Consider the following 22,763-nt stretch of genomic DNA (forward strand, 5'->3'; position numbering starts at 1 on the left):
GGAAGGCGGGCGCCCCGAAAGCGATTCGAACCCGGCGGTCAGGGCTTCTTGCCGAACCACTTCTCGTAGATGGCGTCGTACTGGCCGTTGGCCTTCAGCGTGGCGAGCGCCTTGTTCACTTGCGGAACCAGGTCGCTGCCCTTGGGGAAGGCGATGCCGTAGAAGTCGCCGCTCTTGACCGATCCGATGACCTTCACGCGGCCCTTGCCCGCCGTGTTGGCGTAGTACTGGACGTTGGGGGTGTCGTGCACGGCGGCGTCCACGCGGCCCGTGGCCAGTTCGAGATAGGCGTTGTCGATGTTCGGGAACAGCTTGAGCTTGGCTCCCGGCACCTGGGCCTTCAGGAAGTCCACGGTGGCGGTGCCGGTCTTGACGGCGACGGTCTTGCCAGCCAGGGACGCGGCATCCTTGATGTCGGTGTTCTTCTCGCCCACCAGGATGGCCAGGCCGCTTTCGTAGTAGGGGTCGGAGAAGTCGATGACCTTCTTGCGGTCGTCGCGGATCGTGATGCCGGCCAGCGCGGCGTCGATGTTCTTGGTCTGCAGGCCGGGAATGATGCCGGCGAAGTCCATCGGCTGCAGCTTGTACTTCAGGTTGAGTTCCTTGGCGATGGCCGCCCAGAGATCCACGTCGAAGCCCGTATAGGTGTTGCCCTGCTTGAATTCGAACGGAACGAAAGCGGTATCGGTGGCCACCACCAGTTCCTTGCCCTGGGCGTGGGCGCCGGAAACGGCGCCGAACATGGCCACGGACAGGCCGACCAGCGCGGCGGCGACTTTGCGTTTGATCATGAAACTCTCCTCTTGGGGACCGTCGGCACCCCGGGGTTGTTGTAGGGCATGATTCCTGGGCCGCGCCGGGATCTCCGGAGCAACTTACCGGGAATCTTAACGCATCCGTCCCCACCCGGCAGAGCTTAGAAAAATTACAATCCGCAGGACACCCGGAGAATCCCCATGGCCTACAAGTACGTACGCATCGCCGGAAACCGGCGCCAGGTCGGCCTGGCGCTGGGCAAGCTTGCCCGCCCCATCATGTCCGCGTATCTGGAGCAAAGCGGCGCCTGGGAGGCCCTGCGGCCATGGCGCGGCCACCCCTTCCTGAGCGAACTCGCGCAGCAGGCGCGGGCGGCGCTGCCCGCCGTCTGGGAAGAACTGGAGGGGCTGGCCGAAGGACTGCGCCTGCCGGTCGAGGACGTGCTGCTCTGGCACTGCCGCGGCGACCTGCTGCACAGCACGGCCGACGGTTGCACCTCGGTGGCGCTGAAGACCGCGGACGGCGCGCGCTGGATCGCGCACAACGAAGACGGCGACCCGTATCTGCGAGGGCGCTGCCACCTGGTCGACGTGGCGCTGGACGACGCGCCCGGCTACCTCAGCTTCTACTATCCCGGCTCCCTGCCCGGGCACACCTTCGGCGCGAACCGCGCCGGCCTGGTCCAGACCATCAACAACCTGCGCACGCGGCAGCGTCATCCCGGCGTGCCGCGCATGCTGCTGGCGCGCGCGGCGCTGGATTGCACCACGCTGGACGACGCCCTCGCGCTGCTGCGCGACCTGCCCCACGCGGGCGGCTTCCACCATCTGCTGGGCGCCGCCGGCGATCCCCGGCTCTTCAGCGTCGAGACCGCGCCGGGCGCCATCTCCATCCTCGAAACCGGCACCCGCTACGGGCACGCCAACCACATGGTGCACGCCGAGACCCGCGGGCTGGCGCAGATCGTGACCGATTCGTCGCGGGCGCGGCAAAACCGCATCGAAAGAATCGTGGACGGCTGGTCGGCCGGGACCGGCAGCGCGGACCTGCTCGCCGCGCTGCACGATACCGAAGGCGAACTGCCCATCCTGCGCACCGCGCCGGACGACCCCGACGACGAGAACACCCTGGCCACCGCGGTCTTCGAGATCCGCGACGACGAGGTCACGCTGCGGGTCTACGACCGCAAGGACAAGGCCGACATCGCGCTGGACGTGATGTCCGACCCGGACGAGGCGTAGGATGGGTGGAGCGCGGCAGTTCCTGGGTAAGAGCCCCGATGCTCAACGCGCGAAACCCATGCGGCAGGAAATAGACTGTGTTGGTCATCGGCCAAAAAACAGTCTGCCCACGGCAGCATGGGTTTCGCGCGTTGAGCATCGGAGTTCTTGCTTAAGAACTCTCGCGCTCCACCCATCCTACAGCCCGTACCCGCCGCCTCCCGGTGTTTCGATCACGAACACGTCGCCGGGCCGCAGTTGCGCGCTGTCCTGCGGGCCCAGTTCCTCGACGGTGCCGTCGGCGCGCTCGACCGAATTGCGGCCCATCGCGCCGGGCTGCCCGCCCGCCAGGCCGAACGGCGCATAGCGGCGGTTGTTCGACAGGATGGCGGCGGTCATGTCCTCCAGGAAGCGGATGCGGCGCACGCCGCCCTCGCCGCCGGGATAGCGCCCCGCCCCGCCCGAGCCCTTGCGGATCTCGTAGGATTCCAGGCGCACCGGGAAGCGAAACTCCAGCACTTCCGGATCCGTCAGGCGCGAGTTGGTCATGTGCGCCTGCACCACCGACGTGCCGGCGAAGCCCTCGTCGCGCGGACCCGCGGCGTCGATGCGGACCGGGCCGGCGCCCGTGCCGCCCGAGATGGTCTCGTAATACTGGTGGCGCGCGTTGCCGAACGTGAAGTTGTTCATCGTGCCCTGGCTGGCGGCCAGCACGCCCAGCGCGCCGTACAGCGCGTTGACGATGCACATCGACGTCTCCACGTTGCCCGCCACCACCGAGGCCGGCGGGTTCGGGCGCAGCATCGAGCCTTCCGGCAGGATGATGGACAGCGGCACGAGGCAGCCGTCGTTCAGCGGGATGTCGTCGTTGACCAGGGTGCGGAACACGTACAGCACCGCCGCCACGGCGATCGCGCCGGGCGCGTTGAAGTTGTTGTCCAACTGCGGCGAGGTGCCGGTGAAGTCCACCACGGCGCTGCGCGCCGCGGTGTCCACCCGCACCGCCACGCGGATCACCGCGCCGTTGTCCAGCGGGTATTCGTAGCTGCCGTCCTTCAGCACCGAGATCACGCGGCGCACGGCTTCCTCGGCGTTGTCCTGCACGTGCCCCATGTAGGCGCGCACCACGTCCAGGCCGAAGTGGTCGCACATGCGCAGCAGCTCCTGCACGCCCTTTTCGTTGGCGGCGATCTGCGCGTGCATGTCGGCGATGTTCTGGTCCGGGTTGCGCGCGGGCCAGCGGCCCGAGCCCAGGATGTCGCGCGCGGCCTGTTCGCGGAACTCGCCGTTCTTCACGAGCTGGAAGTTGGTGAAGAGCACGCCTTCGTCTTCCACCGTCTTCGAATCGGGCGGCATGGAACCGGGCGTGGTGCCGCCGATGTCGGCATGGTGGCCGCGCGACCCCACGTAGAACAGGATCTCGCGCCCGCCGCGGTCGAACACCGGCGTGATGACCGTCACGTCGGGCAGGTGCGTGCCGCCGTGGTACGGGTCGTTCACCACGTAGGCGTCGCCCGGCATCATGCGGCCGGCATTGGCGTTCATGACCGTGCGCACCGACTCGCCCATGGAGCCCAGGTGCACCGGCATGTGCGGCGCGTTGGCGATCAGGCGGGCCTGGGCGTCGAAGATCGCGCAGGAGAAGTCCAGGCGCTCCTTGATGTTCACCGAATAGGCCGTGTTCTGCAGGCGGTAGCCCATCTGCTCGGCGATCGACATGAAGAGGTTGTTGAATACCTCCAGCATGACCGGATCGGCCTGGGTGCCGACGGCGCGGCGTTCCGGACGGGCCTCGACGCGGCGGATCACGAAATGGTCCTGCCGCGTCAGCTCGGCCTGCCAGCCGGCCTCGACCACCGTCGTCTGGTTGGGCTCCGAGATGATGGCGGGCCCCGCCACCACGTCGCCGCCCGCCATGTCCTCGCGCACGTACAGGGGCGTGTCGCGCCAGGCGCCGCCGCTGTACATCTGGACCTTGCGGCGGGCGGCAAGCGCGCCCTCGCGCACGCGGGACGCGGCGGCTTCGGCGACGCGTTCGCCGCCGCCGGTGGCCTCGACCGAAATGGTCTCCACCACCAGCTCGCGGTTCGGCATCAGGAAGGAATAGCGCTGGCGATAGGCCGCCTCGAAATCCTTGCGCGCCTGCTCCAGGTCCGAATAGGCCACTTCCAGCGCCGTGTCGGTGCCGCGGTACTTCAGGTGCAGGCGGCGCTGGACGCCGATATCGCTTTCGGCCACGTGCTGGCGGCGCAATTCGCCGACCGCCTGGCCCGCCAGTTCGTCCAGTTCGCCCTCGAGCGCCCGCATCAGATCCGCGTCGAGGATCTTCTCGACCGTCTTCTGGCGCATGTCGGTCTGGTCGGCCAGGCCCATGCCGTAGGCCGACAGCACGCCGCCCAGCGGATGCGCGAAAACCGTGGTCATGCCCAGCGCGTCGGCGACCAGGCAGGCATGCTGGCCGCCCGCGCCGCCGAACACGGTCAGCGCGTACTCGGTCACGTCATGGCCACGCTGCACCGAGATGCGCTTGATGGCTTCAGCCATGTTGCCCACGGCGATTTCAAGAAAGCCCTCGGCCAGTTGCTCGGGCGTCATGTCGCGGCCGGTGGAGGCGCGCACTTCGCCGGCCATGGCCTGGAAGCGCTGGACGACCGCGTCGCGGTCCAGCGGTTCGTTGGCGTCCGGGCCGAAGACCTTGGGGAAGAAGTCGGGCTGGATCTTGCCCAGCAGGACGTTGCAGTCCGTCACGGCCAGCGGGCCGCCCCGGCGGTAGCACGCCGGGCCGGGATTGGCGCCCGCGGAATCGGGCCCCACGCGCAGGCGCGCGCCGTCGAAATGCAGGATCGAGCCGCCGCCCGCGGCCACCGTATGGATGCTCATCATCGGCGCGCGCATGCGCACGCCGGCCACCTGGGTTTCGAATTCGCGCTCGAACTCGCCGGCATAGTGCGACACGTCGGTGGAGGTGCCGCCCATGTCGAAGCCGATGACCTTCGGAAAGCCCGCGGCCTCGCTGGTGCGCACCATGCCGACGATGCCGCCGGCGGGCCCGGACAGGATCGCGTCCTTGCCGCGGAAGCGGTGCGCGTCCGTCAGGCCGCCGCTCGATTGCATGAACATCAGCCGCACGCCCGGCAGTTCGCCGGCCACCTGGTCCACATAGCGCTTCAGGATGGGCGACAGGTAGGCGTCCACCACCGTGGTGTCGCCGCGCGAGACGAACTTGATCAGCGGGCTGACCTCGTGCGAGGCCGACACCTGCGGAAAGCCGATATCGCGGGCGATGCGGGCGGCGCGCGCCTCGTGCCCGGGCGTGTGCCAGGCATGCATGAAGACGATCGCGACGGCGCGGATGCCCGCGTCGTAGGCGGCCTGCATGCCGGCGCGCAGGCCGGCCTCGTCCAGTTCGCGGATCACCTCGCCGTCGGCCGCCACGCGCTCGTCGGCCTCGAACACCGACTCGTACAGCATTTCGGGCAGCATGACATTGCGGTCGAACAGGCGCGGCCGGTTCTGGTACGCGATGCGCAGGCCGTCCCGGAAGCCCCGCGTGGTCACCAGCAAGGTGCGCTCGCCCTTGCGTTCGAGCAGCGCGTTGGTGGCCACCGTGGTGCCCATTTTCACGCATTCGACCTGATCGGCCGGCACCGGCTGCCCGGGCGCGATGCCCAGCAGCTTGCGGATGCCGGCGACCGCCGCGTCGCGGTACTGCTCGGGGTTTTCCGACAGCATCTTCGCGGTGGTGGTGGTGCCGTCGGGCTGGCGCGCCACGATGTCGGTAAAGGTGCCCCCACGATCAATCCAGAATTGCCACTTCATAGGTGTCCTCGAGTACAAGAGGCCGCCGCGGCGCGCAGGGCCGCGGGCGGGTTGCTGATGACGGGGCATGCCCCGGATGTTGATGAATGCAGCTCAGAGAGAGGTGGCCGCCCGCGCCGCCTGGTCGTACAGGCCCGACAGCGCGCGCAGCGTATGCGCCAATTGGCGGCTGAATTCCAGCCCGCCCCCGCCCGGCGCGTCCAGGCCGGAGGTCAGGCATTGCTCGCGGATTTCGGCATAGCGCTTGAGGACGGCCGCGCCCTCGTCCGTCACGCTGTAGAACACTTCCTTGCTGCTGCGTTCGCCCTTGACCACGCCGATGCGCTCCAGTTTCTTGAGCGCATAGTTGACGATGTGGGTGTCTTCGACGTTCAGCGTGAAGCAGATGTCCGCCAGCTTCTTGGGACGCTGGCGGTGGTAGACGTGATGGAACACCATCACGTCGGTGGGCGTCAGGTCGGGCAGGCCCGCCGCCGCCATGCAGCGCACGGTCCAGCGGTCGAAGGCGTGGCTGGCGATCATCAGCCCGAACTCCACCTCGGACAGGTCGGGCGCGCTGCCGCCGGCGAGGTGGGCCGAGGATGCGATCAAAGCGGAGGTCATAGGAGGCGCAAGCCGAGTTTATCTGCGTGAAATACTAATAATTTATCTATGTTTCATCAATAAAAAATTAGCACCGGGCAGCAAAATTCCCCTCTTTCGAGGGAATACCCCTAGGACCAGGAAGGCGGTCTTACGGCGCGGACCAGCCCATGGGCAGGTTGGCGCGGATGAGCGACCCCGCGATGGAGATGCGCGCGGCGATCTCGGGCATGGGGTCGCCCGGGCCGAACCAGCGCGCGTCGGCGATCTCGTCCTCCTGGACGCGAATGTCGCCGGACACGTAGTCCGCCGTGAACGCCACCATCAGCGAATGGGGGAACGGCCAGGACTGGCTGCCGAAATACTGGAGATTGCCGACCTTCAGGCCGACCTCTTCGTAGACTTCGCGATGGATGGTTTGCTCGATGCTTTCGCCCGGTTCGACGAAGCCGGCCAGCGCCGTGTAGCGCGCCGTGGCCGTGGTGGTGTGCCGCGCCAGCAGGATGCTGTCGCCCTTGCGGATCAGCACCATCATGGCCGGCGAAATGCGTGGATACGCCGAGAAGCCACAGGACGGGCAGCGCAGGCAGAATTCCGTGGGCACGCGCTGCGCCGGTGTTCCGCAGACGCCGCAGAACCGGTGCGTGCGCGCCCATTCCGCGATCTGGTAGGCGCGGCCGGCCAGCGCCATGCGTTCGTCGTCCAGCACGCCGAACAGCGAGCGCAGTTTCCGGAACGCATAGCCCTGGGGCGCGTCGACGCCGGGCTCGACGTGCACGGTGCGGTGGGGAGATTCGGGCAGCGCCCATATCGGCTGCAGGATCTCGGCCCGCAGGCCGATCCGTTCGCATAGCGCCATGTCCGGCAGGACGCTGGACGCCTCTTCGATCAACAACTCGTCACGACGGAAAACGAAATTCACGCAAGCCTCGGCACATGCACTCGATAGCGCAATCTTAGAAGAAAAACGGCCGTTCCGGCAGGCGCGAACCGGCCTTGCGCAAAGATTGAACCCTCAAGCATCGCCCCTGCCCCGCCCCCTAGGAATAACCCGTAAAGATGCGATTTCCCGCGCCCCGCTGCCGTGCGGCAACTTAGAATGGCACGGCTTTTCAGCCGCGCGTCATCGCTGCGGCGCTCTCTTTCGCAATGCCTATCGGGCACAACCCGGCGTTACCATTCGCAAAGAAGGACCACCCCATGCACAAGAAAATCTCCCTGTTGGCTGGCAGCATCGTCCTGGCGTTCAGCGCGGGCGCCCAGGCTCAGACCAAGTGGGACCTGCCCACCGCCTACCCGGCCAGCAACTTCCACGTCGAGAACCTGACTTCCTTCGTCAAGGACGTGGACACCCTGTCCGAAGGCAAGCTGAAGATCACGCTGCACAACAACGCGTCGCTGTACAAGGCGCCCGAGATCAAGCGCGCGGTGCAAGGCAACCAGGCCCAGATCGGCGAAATCCTGCTGACCAACTTCGCCAACGAAGACCCGATCTACGAACTGGACGGCCTGCCCTTCCTGGCCACCGGCTATGACGCTTCGTTCAAGCTGTACCAGGCGCAGAAGCCGTTCCTGGAAAAGAAGCTGAACGCGCACGGCATGACCCTGCTGTATGCCGTGGCCTGGCCGCCCCAGGGCATTTTCGCCAACAAGGACATCAAGCAGATCTCGGACATGAAGGGCCTGAAGTGGCGCGCCTACAGCCCGGTGACGGCGAAGATCGCCGAACTGGTCGGCGCACAGCCGGTCACGGTGCAGCAGGCCGAGCTGGCGCAGGCCATGGCCACGGGCGTGATCGATTCCTATATGTCCTCGGCGTCCACGGGCTACGACACCAAGACCTACGAGTACATCAAGAAGTTCTACGACACGCAGGCCTGGCTGCCCAAGAACGCCATCATCGTGAACAAGAAGGCGTTCGACGCATTGGACCCCGCCTCGCAGGCCGCCCTGAAGAAGGCCGGCGCGCAGGCCGAAGAACGCGGCTGGAAGCTGTCGCAGGAAAAGAACAAGTGGTACCAGGAAGAACTGGCCAAGAACGGCATGGAAACCATCAAGCCCACCGTCGAACTGAAGGAAGGCCTGTCGGTGATCGGCAAGCGCATGCTGGACGACTGGCTCAAGAAGGCCGGCGCGGACGGCCAGGCGATGATCGACACCTACAAGAAGCAGTGATCTCCCCATGCGCCGCTTCCTAGATGGTCTTTACGGCGCGGCCGGCCTGCTGGCCGGCCTGTGCACGATCGGCGTGCTGGTGTCGGTGCTGGCCGCGATCGTCGCGCGCCAGCTTGGCTTGAACATCCCGGGCACGGACGCCTATGCCGGGTACTTCATGGCCGCCGCCGGCTTTCTGGCCCTGTCCAGCACCTTCAAGCACGGCGAGCACATCCGCGTGACGCTGCTGCTCAATTCGCTGCGGCCCGCCGCCGGCCGCAGGCTGGACATCTTCGCCCTGTCGGTCGGCTGCCTGCTGGCCGCCGCCTTCGCGTTCTTCAGCATCAAGCTGACCTACGACTCCTGGCAGTTCAACGACATCTCCACGTCCAACGATGCGACGCCCCTGTGGATCCCGCAGGTCAGCATGGCCGTCGGCACGGTGCTGTTCCTGGTCGCCCTGATCGACGAACTGATCCGACGCTCACGCGGCCTGGCCGCCGCCACTTCGCAGCAAACCCATGAATGAACTTCTCGTCATTACCCTATTGGTCGTCTCGATCTTCGTCCTGCTGGGCTGCGGGGTCTGGGTCGGCCTGACCCTGGCGGGAACGGCGTGGATCGGCATGGAGATTTTCTCCAGCCGCCCCGCGGGCGACGCCATGGCCGTCACCATCTGGGGCGCGTCCTCGAGCTGGACGCTGACCGCCCTGCCGCTGTTCCTGTGGATGGGCGAAATCCTGTTCCGCACGCGCCTGTCCGAGGACCTGTTCAAGGGGCTCGCCCCCTGGCTCAACCGCCTGCCCGGCCGCCTGCTGCACACCAACGTCATCGGCTGCGCGATCTTCGCGGCGGTCTCGGGCTCTTCCGCGGCGACCTGCGCCACGGTGGGCAAGATGACCATCCCCGAACTGACGCGCCGCGGCTATCCCGAGGAGAAGATCCTCGGCACGCTGTCGGGCGCCGGCACGCTGGGCCTGCTGATCCCGCCCTCGATCATCATGATCGTGTACGGCGTGGCGGCGGACGTCTCCATCGCCAAGCTGTTCATCGCCGGCATCGTGCCCGGGATCCTGCTGGCCCTGCTGTTCATGGGCTACATCGCCTGGTGGGCGATCCGCAATCCGGGCCAGGTGCCGCCGGCGGACCCCGGCCTGACCTTGATGCAGAAGCTGTCGCGCTCTCGGCACCTGATCCCGGTGATGCTGCTGATCGGCGCGGTGCTGGGCTCCATCTACACCGGCATCGCCACCGCGACGGAAGCCGCGGCGGTCGGCGTGGTGGGCGCGCTGATCCTCTCGGCGCTGCAAGGCTCGCTCAACCGATCCACCTTCATGCAATCGCTGCTGGGCGCCACCCGGCTGTACTGCATGATCGCGCTGATCCTGGCGGGCGCGCAGTTCCTGACGCTGGCGATGGGCTACATCGGCCTGCCGCGCGCGCTGGCGGAATGGATCGGCGGCATGGGACTGTCCCAGTTCTGGCTGATCATGGCGCTGATGGTGTTCTTCATCATCCTGGGCTGCTTCCTGGACGGCATCTCCATCGTGGTGCTGACCATGGGCGTGCTGCTGCCGACGGTGCAGGCCGCGGGCATCGACCTCATCTGGTTCGGCATTTTCATCGTGTTCGTCGTGGAAATGGCGCAGATCACGCCGCCGGTCGGCTTCAACCTGTTCGTGCTGTCCGGCATGAGCGGCAGGGAACTGCCCTACATCGCGCGCGCCTCGCTGCCGATGTTCTTCCTGATGATCCTGGCCGTGCTGCTGCTCTATGCCGTGCCCGGCATCGCGACGTGGCTGCCGCTGCACATGACGCTGTAGCCCCGCCGCGGCGCCGCTGCACGAGAAAACCCCGTTTCCGCAACGGGGTTTTTTCTTTTTTCCCCGGGCCCCGCGCCTGTTTCCGCGTTCTGTAAACCCGGGAAAACGCCGAACGAATCGTGCCCTGATCCCCCTCCAACTTTTCTAGAATCCCCAAGCGCCCATACGCCGCACCGGCATGGCGCATTTTGTGCAACCGAGGCTGCCGCCCGGACCCGCGCTCACCCGAAGCGTCGGAGCGGCGGCCCGCCGCCTGGCAACCCGCCAGGCGCAACAGGCCGGGCCAAAAGCCCGGCACAGCCAAGAACAGCTACACCTGGAGGAGCCCCGCATGAAACGCATTACCCTATCCCTCGCCCTCGCCGGCCTTGGCCTGGCCACCGGCACGGCCTCCGCCGAAACCAGCATCACCCTGTACGGCATCGCGGACGTCAGCATCCGCTACCTGAACACCAGTTCGGGCGCGGTGGGCGAGAACGGCAGCCGCGTGTCGATGGAGAACGGCGCCATTTCCAACAGCCGCTGGGGCCTGCGCGGCTCGGAAGACCTGGGCGGCGGCAACCGCGCCTTCTTCCGCCTGGAAAACGGCATCAACCTGCAGAACGGCATGGGTTCGAACACCGACAAGGCGTTCAGCCGCCTGGCCTACGTGGGCCTGGACGGCGGCCAGGTCGGCACCTTGACACTGGGCCTGCAGAACACGCCGATGTTCGACCTGCTGGCCGACTATTTCGACCCGCTGACCGTGGGCAACTACGATCAGAACGCCTGGCTGCCCGCCGCCATGTCGCGGGTTCGCACGAACAACATGACCAAGTACGCCAACACGTTCGGCGACCTCTCCGTCGTGCTGTCGTGGGCCAACGGCGAAGACTGGGACGACCACAAGGCCGGCCAGCAATACGGCGCCAGCCTGCGCTACGCCATCGGCCAACTGGGCCTGGGCGCGGCCTACCAGCAGACCTACGACGGCGCGGACTCCGACCTGCGCCAGCGCGTGTGGAACCTGAACGCGTCCTATCAGTTCGACGGCGCCAAGGTGTTCGCCGGCTACTACAACGGCCGCGACGAAACCGGCTGGGTCAACGGCGTCATGGGCGGCGCCACCACCGCCAACCTGGACCGCAAGGACAACGGCTATTTCGCCGGCGTCACCTGGCAGGCCACGCCGCGCTGGGCCATCACCGGCGCCGCCTACTACGACCAGAGCAAGAACGTCGAGGAAGACGGCGACAAGGGCAAGCGCTACGCGCTGGTCGCCGTGGCCGAATACTCGCTGTCCAAGCGCTCGCAGCTATACGGCACCGTCGACTGGAACAAGGTCAGCGACGCCGCCGGCGGGGAAATCGCCGGGAAGAGCAGCCAGGTTGGGGCGGGGGTGGGGTTTAGGCATATTTTCTAAACCCCGCGTGTCTGACACCCCGAGGAGACGGTCGGCAGGCTGAAGCCAGTGCTGATGGGGTGTCAGACACCGGCCGTATCTGAAAAACACCCCACGTGTCTGACACCGGCTGACTTTGGGAGGCCGTCCAGATTCAGCCGGTGTCAGACACCCCGCGGGCACTGGCTTCAGCCTGCCGGCCGTCTCCTCGGGGTGTCAGACACGCGGAGTATTTACATTCCCAAATAAGCCTTCCGCACCTCATCCGACGCCGCCAGCTCCGCGGCCTCGCCCGACAACGCCACTCTGCCGCTTTGCATGACATAGGCCCGCGCCGCGACTTCGAGCGCTTGCGCCATGTTCTGCTCCACCAGCAGCACCGACAGTCCGTCGTCGCGGTTCAGCGCCGCCAGCGCATCGAATACCTGCTCCACCAGCAACGGCGACAAGCCCAGGCTGGGCTCGTCGATCAGGAGGAGCCGCGGGCCGCTCATCAGGGCGCGGCCGATGGCCAGCATCTGGCGTTCGCCCCCGGACATGGTGCCGGCCAGTTGTTCGCGCCGCTCTTTCAGGCGCGGAAACAGCGTATAGACCCGCTCCAGCCGATCGCGGTAGACGCGCTCGTCGCGCACCGTATAGGCGCCCAGGCGCAGGTTCTGCTCCACCGGCTGGCGCGCGAACACGCGCGCGCCCTCGGGGATCATGGAAATGCCCTGCGTCACCAGCTTGTCCGGCGGCGTGCCGGTGATGTCCCGCCCTTCGAAGACCACGCGGCCTTCCTTGGGCTTGACCGCGCCCACGATGGCCAGCAAGGTGCTGGACTTGCCCGCGCCGTTGGCGCCCAGCAAGGCGGCGATTTCGCCCGGCCGGACTTCCAGCGACACGCCGCGCACCGCCTGCACACCGCCGTAGGCCACGTTCAGGTTCTCGACTTTCAGCATCGCATCAGGCACGGTGCTTTCTCCCCAGATAGGCTTCGATGACGGCGGGATTGCGCACGATCTCCTGCGGCGCGCCCTCGGCGATCATCTGGCCGAAATTCAGCACCAGCACCCGCTGCGCCAGGCGCATGACCACCTCCAGCACGTGCTCCACGATGATGAGCGTGACGCCCGCGGCATGGATGCCGCGCAGGATCTCGGTCAGGGCGATGGCCTCGGCCGGGTTCAGGCCGCCGGCCACTTCGTCCAGCAGCAGCATGCGGGGTTCCGTCGCCAGCGCGCGGGCGAGTTCGACCCGCTTCTGTCCGGCCACGTTGAGCTCGGCCGCGCGCACGTCCGCGCGGTCCGCCAGCCCCACCAGTTCCAGCACCCGGGCGGATTCCCGGCGCGCGTCGGGCAGCCGCGGATGGCGCAGCAGCGCGCCGACCATGGCGTTCTCCAGCACCGTCATCTGCCCGAAACTGCGGGGTATCTGATAGGTGCGGACCAGGCCCATGGCCGCCACCTGTTCCGGCCGCCTGCCGATCATCGACTGGCCGCCGAAGCTCACCGTGCCCGAGGTGGGTTCGTGGTGCCCCACCAGGCCGTTGAACAAGGTGCTCTTGCCCGCGCCGTTGGGGCCGATGATGGCGACGATCTCGCCGGCGTCCACCGACAGCGAAATGTCCTTGTTCGCCACCAGCCCGCCGAAGCGCTTGGTCAGGTTCTTAACGTCCAGCAGAGCCACGGCGCCTCCTCAATGTCACCAGTCCGCCCGGCAGGAACAGCGTGACCAGCAGAATGGCCAGGCCGAAGACCAGCAGGTCCAGCCCCATGCCCGAACTGCCCCACAGCACCCGCGTGCCCTCGGACAGCGGCAGCAGCACCGCCGCGCCCAGCCAGGGACCCACCAGCGTGCCCACGCCGCCCAGGATGGTCACCAGCACGACCTGCACGGACATCGTCAGGTTGAACATGGACTCCGGGTCGATGAAACCCACATACATGGCGAAGAATCCGCCCCACACGCCGGTCATGCCCGCGGAAATCACGAAGGCGAGCATCTTGTAGCGGTCGGCCGGCACGCCCAGGCTGCGCGAGGCGGCCTCGTCGCCGTTGATCGCGCGCCAGTAGAACCCGGTCTTGGAGTGCACCAGGAAGAACGTGGCGCAGAAGGTCAGGAACGCCAGGGCCACCGCGATCCAGTAGTACGGCACCTTGCTGCGGAACAGCAGCATCCAGGCGGCGTCCCCGATGGGCGCCTCCAGCCCCACCGCGCCGCCCGCCCATTCCCAGTTGATCAGGAGCAGCAGGCCGATCTGCAACAGCGCGATCGTGGCCATCGCGAAGTAGTGGCCGGACAGCCTCAGCGTGGGTCCGCCCACCAGCCAGGCCAGCCCCGCGCTGATCAGTCCGCCCAGCGGGATGCCCAGCAGCGGCGTGAGCTTCAGGTGGTGCAGCAGCAGCAGGGTGGTGTAGCCCCCTACTCCCACGAACACGCTGTGGCCGAAGGAGATCCGCCCCAGGAATCCGCCGACGAGGTTCCAGCACGCGCCCAGCGCGCCGAACATGATCGCCAGCAGCAGCACCTGCAAGGTGAACGAATCCGTCACCGCCAGCGGGACCAGGGCCATCATGATGGCGGCCGCGGCGGCGGCCGCGACGGGCCATTTGGGCACGCCCGAGGACGTGGTATCGATTTTCCGTGTCGTGTTCATCTCACCACCGCCCGAACAGGCCGCGCGGCCGATACCAGAGAACCAGGATGAACAGGATGTACACGCTTACCGTCTTCATCGCGGGCGCGACGAAGTAGCCGGTCATGGCCTCGATGATGCCGATCAGGATCCCCGCGATGAAGGCGCCCGGCAGCGAACCGAAGCCGCCCATGCACACCGCCACGAACGCCAGCAGGCCGAACACCGTGCCCACCGACGGGAAGACGTAGAAGAAGGTGGTCAGCAAGGCGCCGGCCAGGCCGACCGCGGCGCTGCCCAGCATCCAGACCTGCGCGTTGACGCGGTCGGGGGAAATGCCCACCAGCGCCGCCACCTGCCGGTCCTCGGCCACCGCCTGCAGGGCATGGCCCCAGCGGGTGCGGTACACCAGCACGAACAGCGCCGCCACGACCACCAGCGCGATCAGGCCGGTGACCACCTGGGGCCGCCCCAGCGAAATGCCCGCCATCGTGACGCTGCCGGACACCAGCGTGTCGGGCAGGCTGCGGTAATCGGGGCTGAAGGCGATGAAGGCGATCTGGCGCAGCACCAGCCCCAGCCCGAAGGTGGCCAGGATGACCGCCATCGCGGGCCCCTTCTGCAGGCGCCGGATGATCAGCGCATAGGTCAGGAATCCGACGAAGGCGAGCGCGACGGCCACCAGCGGCGCCGACAGCGTGGGGTCGATGTGACCCAGGGTATAGAGCCAATAGGCGGCATACATGCCCAGCATCAGGAATTCGCCGTGGGCGAAATTGATGACGTCGGTAATGCCCCAGATCAGCGCCAGCCCCACCGCCACCGCGGCATAGATCAGGCCGTTGAACAGGCCTGCCGAGAGAGCTTCGAACATGAAGTGCTCCTGTGGCGGGCCCCGCGGCCCGCCACGTCAGACTGAGGGTTACTTCCAGGCGAACGGCAGCGTGGGCAGGCTCTTGTCCGTGCGGTATTTTTCCGGCCACACCGTCTGGTAGGACGCGCCCTTCAGTTCCAGGATCAGGCCCGAGCCCTTGGTGTTCTGTCCCTTGGCGTCGAACTGCACGCCGGCCCAGGGCATGGCCACCTGCGCTTCGCCCAGGTCGGTCGCGGCGAGCGCCTTGCGGATGGCTTCGGGATCGGTGGAGCCGGCCCGGTTGATCGCGTCCGCCAGCACCAGCACCCCCTGCATCGAGCGCGCGTTGTTGCCGTTCAGGTCCTTGCCCGTCTTGGCCTTGTACATGTCGTTGATCTTCTTCAGGCCCGCCTTGGCGGCGGCGACGTCGTTGCCCCACACGTCGCGAGTGAGCACGCCCTGCACTTGCGGCCCCACCTCCTGCACGAAGCGCGAGTCGATGAACCCGGCGTCGTTGGCCAGCAGCACCGGCGGCGCGTACTTGCTTTCGCGCATGGTGCGCACGAACAGCATGGCGTCCGAGGTGTAGCTGGCGAAGATGGCCACGTCGGGCTTGGCGGCGGCCAGCTTCTGCACTTCCGCCGTCACCGACGCCGAACCCGCGCTGTAGGCGATGTTCGCGACCAGTTCGCGCTTGTACTGCTTGGCGAACTTCTCGACGGCCTTGTACGTGTTCACGCCGAAGTCGGTGTTCTCGTACACCACGGCGATCTTGGCCGTCGGCACGGCCTTCACGCCGTCCAGGAACTGCATCATATTCTCGACGAAGGTGTCGTCGTTGGGCGAGGTGCGGAAGAACCACTTGTAGCCGCGCTCGGTGAGGTCCGGGCTGCTGGATTCGCCGTTCACGTAGGGGATGCCGCGCTGCTCGGCGATGCGGCTGGCCGTCTTGGTCACGGCCGACTGGTAGGCGCCGGTCAGCGCCACCACCTTCTCCTGGTCGATCAGGCGCTGGGCGTCGGCCAGGCCCACTTCGGGCTTGCCCTGAGAATCGCCGAACACCACTTCGATCTTGGCGCCGCCCAGCGCGGGCAGCCCGCCGCCGGCGGCCAGCGGTATCCCTTCAAGCTCGGGATGCGGATTGTTGACGATGTCCACGGCCAGCTCGACGGCCGCCTTGATTTCCGAACCGGTCGACGCCAGCGCGCCTGACAGTGGATAGATCGCGCCGATACGTACGGCCTTCTGCGCCTGGGCAGGCATGGCCGCCATCAGCGCCAGACTCGCGGCGACACCCGCAATGAGCTTCATCTTCATTACTAGACTCCTGGATTGGTCCGGCTAGGTGAGAAAACAATGCAAATCCACGGGCCGCGGCGCGCCAGACAGGCGCGCGCGGACCCGCAATGGCCCGGCGGCCTCCGGTCGGGAGTTGCCAGGCCCTGAACTGTTGTCGCCATTTCCCCTTGTCCTTTGATGGATCGTTTTGGTGGCACAACCGATACTGCTGAAACGGGTCTTCCAATCGCAGCCCGCGAGCGGGCGGCGGCGCGGTCAGAACACCGCCATCCTGCTGTTGACGAGATCCGTGACCAGCATGTGGCCCGGGGCGTGGGTAATGCAGAATTCCGGGCGCACCGCCGCGACCACGGACTGGGGCGTCACGCCGCAAGCCCAGAACACCGGCATTTCGCCCGCCCGTATCTCAACGGGATCACCATAGTCCGGGCGGCCGATGTCGGCAATCCCGATCAACGCGGGGTCTCCGATATGCACGGGCGCGCCGTGGACCGAAGGAAAGCGCGAGGTGACCTGGATGGCGCGGATCGCGTCGGCGGCCTTCAAGGGACGCATCGAGACGACCAGCGGCCCGCTGAAGGCGCCCGCGGCATGCGTCGGGACGTTGGTGCGGTACATCGGCACGTTGCAGCCCTGCTCGATGTGGCGCACGGGCAAGCCGTTGTCCAGCATCGCTTCCTCGAACGAGAACGAGCAGCCGATCAGGAAGGACACCAGGTCGTCGCGCCAGACGTCGCGCACGTCGGTGGGCTCGGCCACCAGCTCGCCGTCCTTCCAGACGCGGTAGCGCGGAATGTCGGTGCGGATGTCGATGCCGCGGCCCAGTTCCGGCAGCGCGGGATCGCCCGGCTCGGACATGGCCAGCAGCGGACAGGGCTTGGGATTGCGCTGGCAGAAATGCAGGAAATCCGCCGCCAGCGCGCGCGGCAGGATGGCCAGGTTGGCCTGGACGTGGCCGGGCGCCAGGTTCGCGGTGGGGCCGGTCAACTTGCCGCTGCGGGCATCCAGCCGCGCCTGCCGGGCCAATTCCACGCTGGCGCTCGCCGCTGGATTCGAAACCATGCCTATCCCCTCGATGACGATGTCGGTATGGAGACATTGCACAGGAACCGCGGCCCGCCGTCCAATCACAAGTTGCGATAAACCCCGATCAGAATTCCTTATCAGGGTTATGCCGGATGGCGCAACGCCTCTTCCCGGGCAATCTGCTGCGCCGCCTCGGCCACGGCGCGCGGAATCTGGCTGTCGGGCCCCTGCATCCAGCAGGCCGTGTAATGCAGCGGCGGCAGGACCGGCGCCTTGACGTCCAGGATGCGCAGTTGGCCCTGGGCCAGTTCTTTGTGCAGGATGACGGGCGCGATGACGGCCGTGCCGATGCCGTCCTGCGCCATCCGCACGATCACGCTCAGCGCCGAGCTGCCATACATGCGCGGGGCCTCCACGCCGGCCTGTTGCAGCAACTGGCGCACGGCGCGGTGCGGGTCGGTGGTGGAGGAATACGTGATGACGGGCCATTCGGCCAGCCGCTTCAGCGCAACGGGCTGGCGCCCCACCTTGAGCTTGGGGCTGGCCACCCATTGCAGGGGATAGTTGCACAGGTAGAGGTTTTCGACCCGCGGCTCCTCCATCGGCCCCAGCAGGAACGCCAGGTCGATCTGGCGAGAGGCCAGTTGCGTCTTCAGCATCGTGGTGGTGTCCACCTGGATTTCGACCATCAGCGCCGGATAGGCGTCGTGCAGGTACTCCATCAGGGTGGGCAGCCAGGTGTGGACGATGGTCTCGGACACGCCCAGCCTGAGCGTGCCGCTCATGACGCTCTTGGCCCGCGCGGCCTCCTGCATGTCGCGCCGCATCTGCAGCATGCGTTCGGCATGCGACAGCAGTTCGCGGCCCTTGCCGGTCAGCTTGATGCCGCGGGTGTCGCGGTCGAACAGCCGCACGCCCAGGTCCGACTCCAGCGAGGCGATGCGCTGGGAAATCGCGGGCTGGGTGGCATTGAGTTTCTCGGCGGCGGCGCGGAAGCCGCCGAGCGTGGCCACCCAGAAGAACGTCTCGATATTGCGCAGATCGATCATGGCACCGGCGTTCGGCTATGGAGCCGCCATCTTAGCGCCTGCCCGCCGTCACAGGCCCGCGAACAGTTCCTCGACCGACAGGCCGATGGCCAGGATGCGGCGGTCCGCGCCGTTGCTGCCGGCGATCATCAGGCCGACCGGCGCGGTGCCGGCCGCCTGGCAAGGCAGCGACAGCGCGCAGCCATCCAGAAAATTGATCAGCGTGGGATTGCGCAGGATGAGGCCGTTGGCGGCGTAGTATGCGTCGTCCGAGGCCTGCAGGTCGGCCACCGCGGGCGCCACGATCGGCGTGGTCGGCATGATCAGCGCGTCGTAGCCGGCGATGCGGCGGTCCACCGCCGCGACCCAGGCCTCGCGGGCGTCCAGCAAGTCCAGGTAGTCGGCCGCGCTCATGTCCTTGCCGCGGATGATGCGCGAGACGACCCGGGGATCGTAGCGCTTGCCGGCGCGCGCGATCAGGTCCCGGTGCCAGGCCCAGGCCTCGGCGGCGGTGAAGCCGCCCTTGGAATTGATGGCCGCCAGTTCGGCGAACTCCGGGACCGCGATCTCGTCGACCAGGGCGCCCGCGCCCTTCAGCCGGGCCACCGCGGCAGCGAAGCTCTCGGCCACGTGCTTGTCGATGGCGTCCAGCGCCAGCGTGGTCGGGACGGCCAGGCGCAGGCCGCGCAGCGGCATCGCCTCCGGCACGGGGCCGCCGTCGCCCGACAGGATGGCGTCGAGCTCGGCGCAGCAGCGCACGCTGGCGGCGATGGGGCCGATGGAATCCAGGTTGGCCGACAACGGCAGCACGCCGGCCATGGAAACGCGCCAGGCGCTGGGCTTGAAGCCGGTCAGGCCGCAAAGCGCCGCGGGGATGCGCACGGAGCCGCCCGTGTCCGAACCGATGGCGGCCACCGCCATGCCGTCGGAGACGGACACGGCCGCGCCCGAGGACGAACCGCCCGGAATGCGGCCGGTGGCGCGGTCGTAGGGATTCAGGGGCGTGCCGTAATGGGGGTTGATGCCCAGGCCCGAATAGGCGAATTCGGTCATGTTGGTGCGGCCGATGACGACCGCGCCGGCAGCGATCAGGCGCTGCACGACTTCCGCGTCCGCGTCGGCCGCCGGTTCGCCTTCGCGCGCCACCGAGCCGGCCATCGTGGTTTCGCCTTCGACGTCGAACAGGTCCTTGATGCTGATGGGCAGGCCGTCCACGGCCGAGCGGACGATGCCCGCCGCGCGCAGCGTGTCGGACGCGCGCGCCTGCGCCAGCGCCGACTCGGCGTACAGCCGGGTGAAGACGCGGGCGCCCTCGCCCGCTTCGTCCTGCGCCCGGGCCAGGGCGGCTTCCGTAAGCGCCACGGAACTCGTTCGGCCCTCGCGCAGGGCCAGATTCAGATCATTCAGGGTCGAAACCATAGTCATCCCAGTGCCGCCGGGCGGCGTAAGTGCGAATGGGCGCGCCCGGCATGGGCGCGCCTGGCGATCAGCGCCGGGGGCCTGGCTCAGGCCACCACGGGCAGCGTCTCGACATGATAGCGGTGACGCAGGCTGCGCTGGCGGCGCGGATCGTGCAATTCCATCGTGAAGTCGACGGACGGCCGGATGCCGCCGATCGCGCCCACCGTGCCGCAGGTCATGCCGGCGCCTTCGGGCAGCGCGTCGGCGCCGCCGGTGTAGCCGGCGATCAGGTCCCGCGGGGTGCGCAGCGACGCCAGCGGGCCTTCCTGGTACAGGACTTCCACGCCGTTCTCGACGATGTACGAACGGATGACCAGTTCGTCCCAGTAGTCCGCCACGTCGGCCAGGCGCCATGCGCTCCTGGCCACGGGCTTCACGCAGACCTGCTTGGACATCGCCACGCTGTAGGTCTCGAGCTTGCGGTCGGTGTGGTCGGAGGCGATGCTGACGTACATCTCGCCTTCCGCCGCGAACACGAAGGTCTCGACTTCGCCCGAGGACTCCTCGCCCAGCGCCTGCACGGTCTCGTCCTGGGTCAACTGGTTGGCGGCGATGCGGTAGTACAGCGGCACGCTGCTGGGGCGCGGCACGCCGATGGCGGCCAGCTCTTCGATGTGGTGCTCGATGGCGGCCATGTCGCGGCCGGCCCAGCCGGCAACGATCACGGTGTTGAACTCGACCGCCACCTGGCGAGGCTGCGATCCTTCGATCTGGAATACGGCTTTCATATCTGTCCTGCGAAAACTAGGAGGTAAACGGCGCGGCGGCCCGCCGCGCCCGGAAGGTGTCCGTGGAAACGCGCGTCAACCGAACACGCGCGGCAGCCACAGCGCCAGGTCGGGCCAGAACGCCAGCAAGGCCAGCATCACGAACATGGCCAGGACGAACGGCAGGCTGCCGACGATCACCGCGTTCATGGATCCGCTCTTGCGCAGGCTGTGCACCACGAACAGGTTCAATCCGACCGGCGGCGTGATCAGCGCGGCTTCGACCAGCACGATGATCACGATGCCCAGCCAGATGGGGTCGAAGCCCAGCGCGATCATGATCGGCGCCACGATGGGGATCGTCGTGATCATCATGGACAGCGTTTCCATGAAGCAGCCGAGCACCAGGTAGAAGACGATCACGATCAGCAGCATCCACCCCGGCGACATGCCCAGGCCGGTGATCGACCGCGTCAGCGCGTCGGTCAGGCCGGTGGCGGACAGGACGAAGTTCAGGAAACTGGCGGCGATGACGATCAGCATGATCATGGCCGTCGAACGCATGGTGCCTTCCATCGCTTCGCGCAGCATCGACCAGGACAGGCGCCGGAACCACGCGGCCAGGACCAGCGCGCCCAGCACGCCCAGCGCGGCGGCCTCGGTCGGCGTCGCCAGCCCGGCGTAGATGGATCCCACCACCAGGAGGAAGATGCCCAGGGGCGGCGCCAGGTGCACCAGGCTCCTGAAGCGCTCGCCCCAGGTCGCGTGGATCTTCTTGCCGCCCCACTCCGGCTTGGCCAGGCAGGCGATCCCCACGGTCAGCATGAACAGCGCGGCCATGACCAGGCCCGGGATAATGCCGGCCAGGTACAGCTTGGGCACCGATGAATTGGTCAGTACGCCATAGATGACCAGGTTGATCGAGGGCGGAATCAGGATGCCCAGCGTGCCGCCGGCGGCAAGGCTGCCCAGGAACAGGGGTTCGTTGTAGCCGTACTTGCGGATCTGCGGAATCGCGACCGTGCCCACGGTGGCCGCGGTGGCCACGCTGGAGCCGGAGGTGGCCGAGAACAAGGTCGACGCGCCGATGTTGGCGTGCATCAGCCCGCCCGGCAGCCACGACAGCCACAGGCTCATCGCGCCGTACATGCGCTCCGCGAATCCCGCGCGCAGCAGGATTTCGCCCAGCATGATGAACAGCGGAATCGCGACCAGCAGGAACTCGTTGTTCGCGGACCAGGACAGTTCGCCGATCGCGCGCGACAGCGGCAGCATCGAGAACAGCGGGTCCAGCATCAGGCCCAGCACGCCGAGCGCCGCGCCCACGGGAATGGACATGCCGATCAGCACCAGCAGCAGAATCAAGGTGGTGGCGATCATGCGGCTTCTCCTTTCACCATGCGTTCGCCGGCGGCGGCTTCCTCGTCGGCCTCTTCCTGCGCCGAACGCACGCCGCAGATATGCTTCACCAGTTCGATATCGCCCGTGACCAGCGCGGCGGATGCGCGCACCAGCATCAGCGCGACGGTGATGCACATCCAGACCAGGCCCAGCATCCAGAGGCCCTGCGGAATCCACAAGGGCGTGGCCAACGGCGTGTTGGCGGCGGATTTCTGCACCCAGGAAGTCTGCACCACGTCATAGGCGTAATAGGTCAGGAACACCATGAAGACGGCCAGCGCCACCACGGAAATCCAGTCCAGCACGGCCGACACGCGCACCGGCAGATGCTGATAGACCACGTCCACGCGCACGTTGGCGCGTTGCAGCGTGGCGAAGGCCAGCGCCCAGGACGTGCTGATGGCGAAGGCGTAGCTGGACAGCTCGTCCGCGCCGCCCGTCGTGAAGCCCAGGAACTTGCGGGCCAGCACGTCGAACGAGATCAGCAGCACGCTGGCCACCGTCAAGGCGCCGCCGGCCCAGACGGCCGCGCGGGACAAGCTCTCGGCGCGCCGCAATAAAGCGCCGAGCAGGCGGAAGTGTTCGGATTGAGTCATGAATGGAACCTTTGCGGGGCGAGGCACGCATCGCCTCCCC

General features: G+C 67.3%; 20 protein-coding genes. 5 read left to right on the forward strand and 15 right to left on the reverse strand.

Going from position 1 to position 22,763, the window contains the following annotated elements; genetic code table 11:
- Window positions 1–38: 38 nt before the first annotated feature.
- Window positions 39–791: a glutamine ABC transporter substrate-binding protein GlnH gene (gene glnH / locus WHX56_RS20500; RefSeq protein WP_129240788.1), complete on the reverse strand. Its 753-nt coding sequence runs from the start codon at window positions 789–791 to the stop codon at window positions 39–41.
- A 165-nt stretch (window positions 792–956) separates the two neighbouring features.
- Between glnH and WHX56_RS20505 the strand changes: the two genes are divergently transcribed.
- Window positions 957–1,997 carry a C45 family peptidase gene (locus tag WHX56_RS20505; RefSeq protein ID WP_338878820.1) on the forward strand — a complete coding sequence of 347 codons (1,041 nt, stop codon included), beginning with the start codon at window positions 957–959 and terminating at the stop codon, window positions 1,995–1,997.
- A 177-nt stretch (window positions 1,998–2,174) separates the two neighbouring features.
- Here the strand turns inward: WHX56_RS20505 and WHX56_RS20510 are convergent, their stop codons facing one another.
- From WHX56_RS20510 to nudC, 3 genes are all read right to left on the reverse strand, one after another.
- Window positions 2,175–5,795, reverse strand: a complete 3,621-nt coding sequence (locus tag WHX56_RS20510; protein WP_338878821.1) for a hydantoinase B/oxoprolinase family protein — start codon at window positions 5,793–5,795, stop codon at window positions 2,175–2,177.
- Between the two features lie 93 nt (window positions 5,796–5,888).
- Window positions 5,889–6,398, reverse strand: coding sequence for a winged helix DNA-binding protein (locus WHX56_RS20515; protein ID WP_129240785.1), 510 nt, complete (start codon window positions 6,396–6,398; stop codon window positions 5,889–5,891).
- Window positions 6,399–6,528: 130 nt separating this feature from the next.
- The gene (gene nudC, locus WHX56_RS20520; protein ID WP_129240784.1) at window positions 6,529–7,299 is read right to left on the reverse strand and encodes an NAD(+) diphosphatase; all 771 of its coding nucleotides are present in this window, start codon (window positions 7,297–7,299) and stop codon (window positions 6,529–6,531) included.
- Between the two features lie 278 nt (window positions 7,300–7,577).
- Between nudC and WHX56_RS20525 the strand changes: the two genes are divergently transcribed.
- From WHX56_RS20525 to WHX56_RS20540, 4 genes are all read left to right on the forward strand, one after another.
- Window positions 7,578–8,552: a TRAP transporter substrate-binding protein gene (locus WHX56_RS20525; RefSeq protein ID WP_338878822.1), complete on the forward strand. Its 975-nt coding sequence runs from the start codon at window positions 7,578–7,580 to the stop codon at window positions 8,550–8,552.
- A 7-nt stretch (window positions 8,553–8,559) separates the two neighbouring features.
- Window positions 8,560–9,060, forward strand: a complete 501-nt coding sequence (locus WHX56_RS20530) for a TRAP transporter small permease (RefSeq protein ID WP_338878823.1) — start codon at window positions 8,560–8,562, stop codon at window positions 9,058–9,060.
- Complete coding sequence (locus tag WHX56_RS20535; RefSeq protein ID WP_338878824.1) at window positions 9,053–10,354, forward strand: TRAP transporter large permease subunit; 1,302 nt, start codon at window positions 9,053–9,055, stop codon at window positions 10,352–10,354. The genes WHX56_RS20530 and WHX56_RS20535 overlap by 8 nt, the downstream gene beginning before the upstream one ends.
- Before the next feature lie 331 nt (window positions 10,355–10,685).
- On the forward strand, window positions 10,686–11,756 hold the full coding sequence (locus tag WHX56_RS20540) for a porin (RefSeq protein WP_338878825.1): 1,071 nt from the start codon (window positions 10,686–10,688) through the stop codon (window positions 11,754–11,756).
- 212 nt (window positions 11,757–11,968) lie between these two features.
- On the opposite strand, the gene WHX56_RS20545 is transcribed toward WHX56_RS20540, so the two are convergent.
- The 11 genes from WHX56_RS20545 to WHX56_RS20595 all read right to left on the reverse strand — a co-directional run bounded on the left by WHX56_RS20545 (window position 11,969) and on the right by WHX56_RS20595 (window position 22,723).
- Window positions 11,969–12,676 (reverse strand): ABC transporter ATP-binding protein, encoded by a 708-nt coding sequence (locus tag WHX56_RS20545; protein WP_129240840.1) that lies wholly within the window; start codon window positions 12,674–12,676, stop codon window positions 11,969–11,971.
- A gap of 4 nt (window positions 12,677–12,680) precedes the next feature.
- Window positions 12,681–13,403, reverse strand: coding sequence for an ABC transporter ATP-binding protein (locus WHX56_RS20550; RefSeq protein ID WP_338878826.1), 723 nt, complete (start codon window positions 13,401–13,403; stop codon window positions 12,681–12,683).
- On the reverse strand, window positions 13,384–14,373 hold the full coding sequence (locus WHX56_RS20555; protein WP_338878827.1) for a branched-chain amino acid ABC transporter permease: 990 nt from the start codon (window positions 14,371–14,373) through the stop codon (window positions 13,384–13,386). Before WHX56_RS20555 ends, WHX56_RS20550 begins: the two co-directional genes overlap by 20 nt.
- Window position 14,374: 1 nt before the next feature.
- On the reverse strand, window positions 14,375–15,226 hold the full coding sequence (locus WHX56_RS20560) for a branched-chain amino acid ABC transporter permease (protein WP_129240777.1): 852 nt from the start codon (window positions 15,224–15,226) through the stop codon (window positions 14,375–14,377).
- A gap of 48 nt (window positions 15,227–15,274) precedes the next feature.
- Entirely contained in the window at window positions 15,275–16,522 is a 1,248-nt protein-coding gene (locus tag WHX56_RS20565) for an ABC transporter substrate-binding protein (protein WP_129240776.1), read from the reverse strand.
- A gap of 237 nt (window positions 16,523–16,759) precedes the next feature.
- A complete protein-coding gene (locus tag WHX56_RS20570) occupies window positions 16,760–17,566 on the reverse strand; it encodes a putative hydro-lyase (protein ID WP_338878828.1) in 807 nt (268 codons plus the stop codon).
- Window positions 17,567–17,673: 107 nt separating this feature from the next.
- Window positions 17,674–18,579, reverse strand: coding sequence for a LysR family transcriptional regulator (locus WHX56_RS20575; protein ID WP_129240774.1), 906 nt, complete (start codon window positions 18,577–18,579; stop codon window positions 17,674–17,676).
- Window positions 18,580–18,627: 48 nt separating this feature from the next.
- Window positions 18,628–19,977 (reverse strand): amidase, encoded by a 1,350-nt coding sequence (locus WHX56_RS20580; protein WP_338878829.1) that lies wholly within the window; start codon window positions 19,975–19,977, stop codon window positions 18,628–18,630.
- Window positions 19,978–20,063: 86 nt separating this feature from the next.
- Window positions 20,064–20,747: a DUF2848 domain-containing protein gene (locus tag WHX56_RS20585; protein WP_338878830.1), complete on the reverse strand. Its 684-nt coding sequence runs from the start codon at window positions 20,745–20,747 to the stop codon at window positions 20,064–20,066.
- A gap of 75 nt (window positions 20,748–20,822) precedes the next feature.
- On the reverse strand, window positions 20,823–22,106 hold the full coding sequence (locus tag WHX56_RS20590; RefSeq protein WP_338878831.1) for a TRAP transporter large permease: 1,284 nt from the start codon (window positions 22,104–22,106) through the stop codon (window positions 20,823–20,825).
- Window positions 22,103–22,723, reverse strand: coding sequence for a TRAP transporter small permease (locus WHX56_RS20595; RefSeq protein WP_338878832.1), 621 nt, complete (start codon window positions 22,721–22,723; stop codon window positions 22,103–22,105). Before WHX56_RS20595 ends, WHX56_RS20590 begins: the two co-directional genes overlap by 4 nt.
- Window positions 22,724–22,763: the final 40 nt, after the last annotated feature.

The sequence above is a fragment of the Achromobacter veterisilvae genome, from assembly GCF_037619525.1.
In the GTDB taxonomy this organism is placed as follows: Bacteria; Pseudomonadota; Gammaproteobacteria; order Burkholderiales; family Burkholderiaceae_B; genus Achromobacter; species Achromobacter veterisilvae.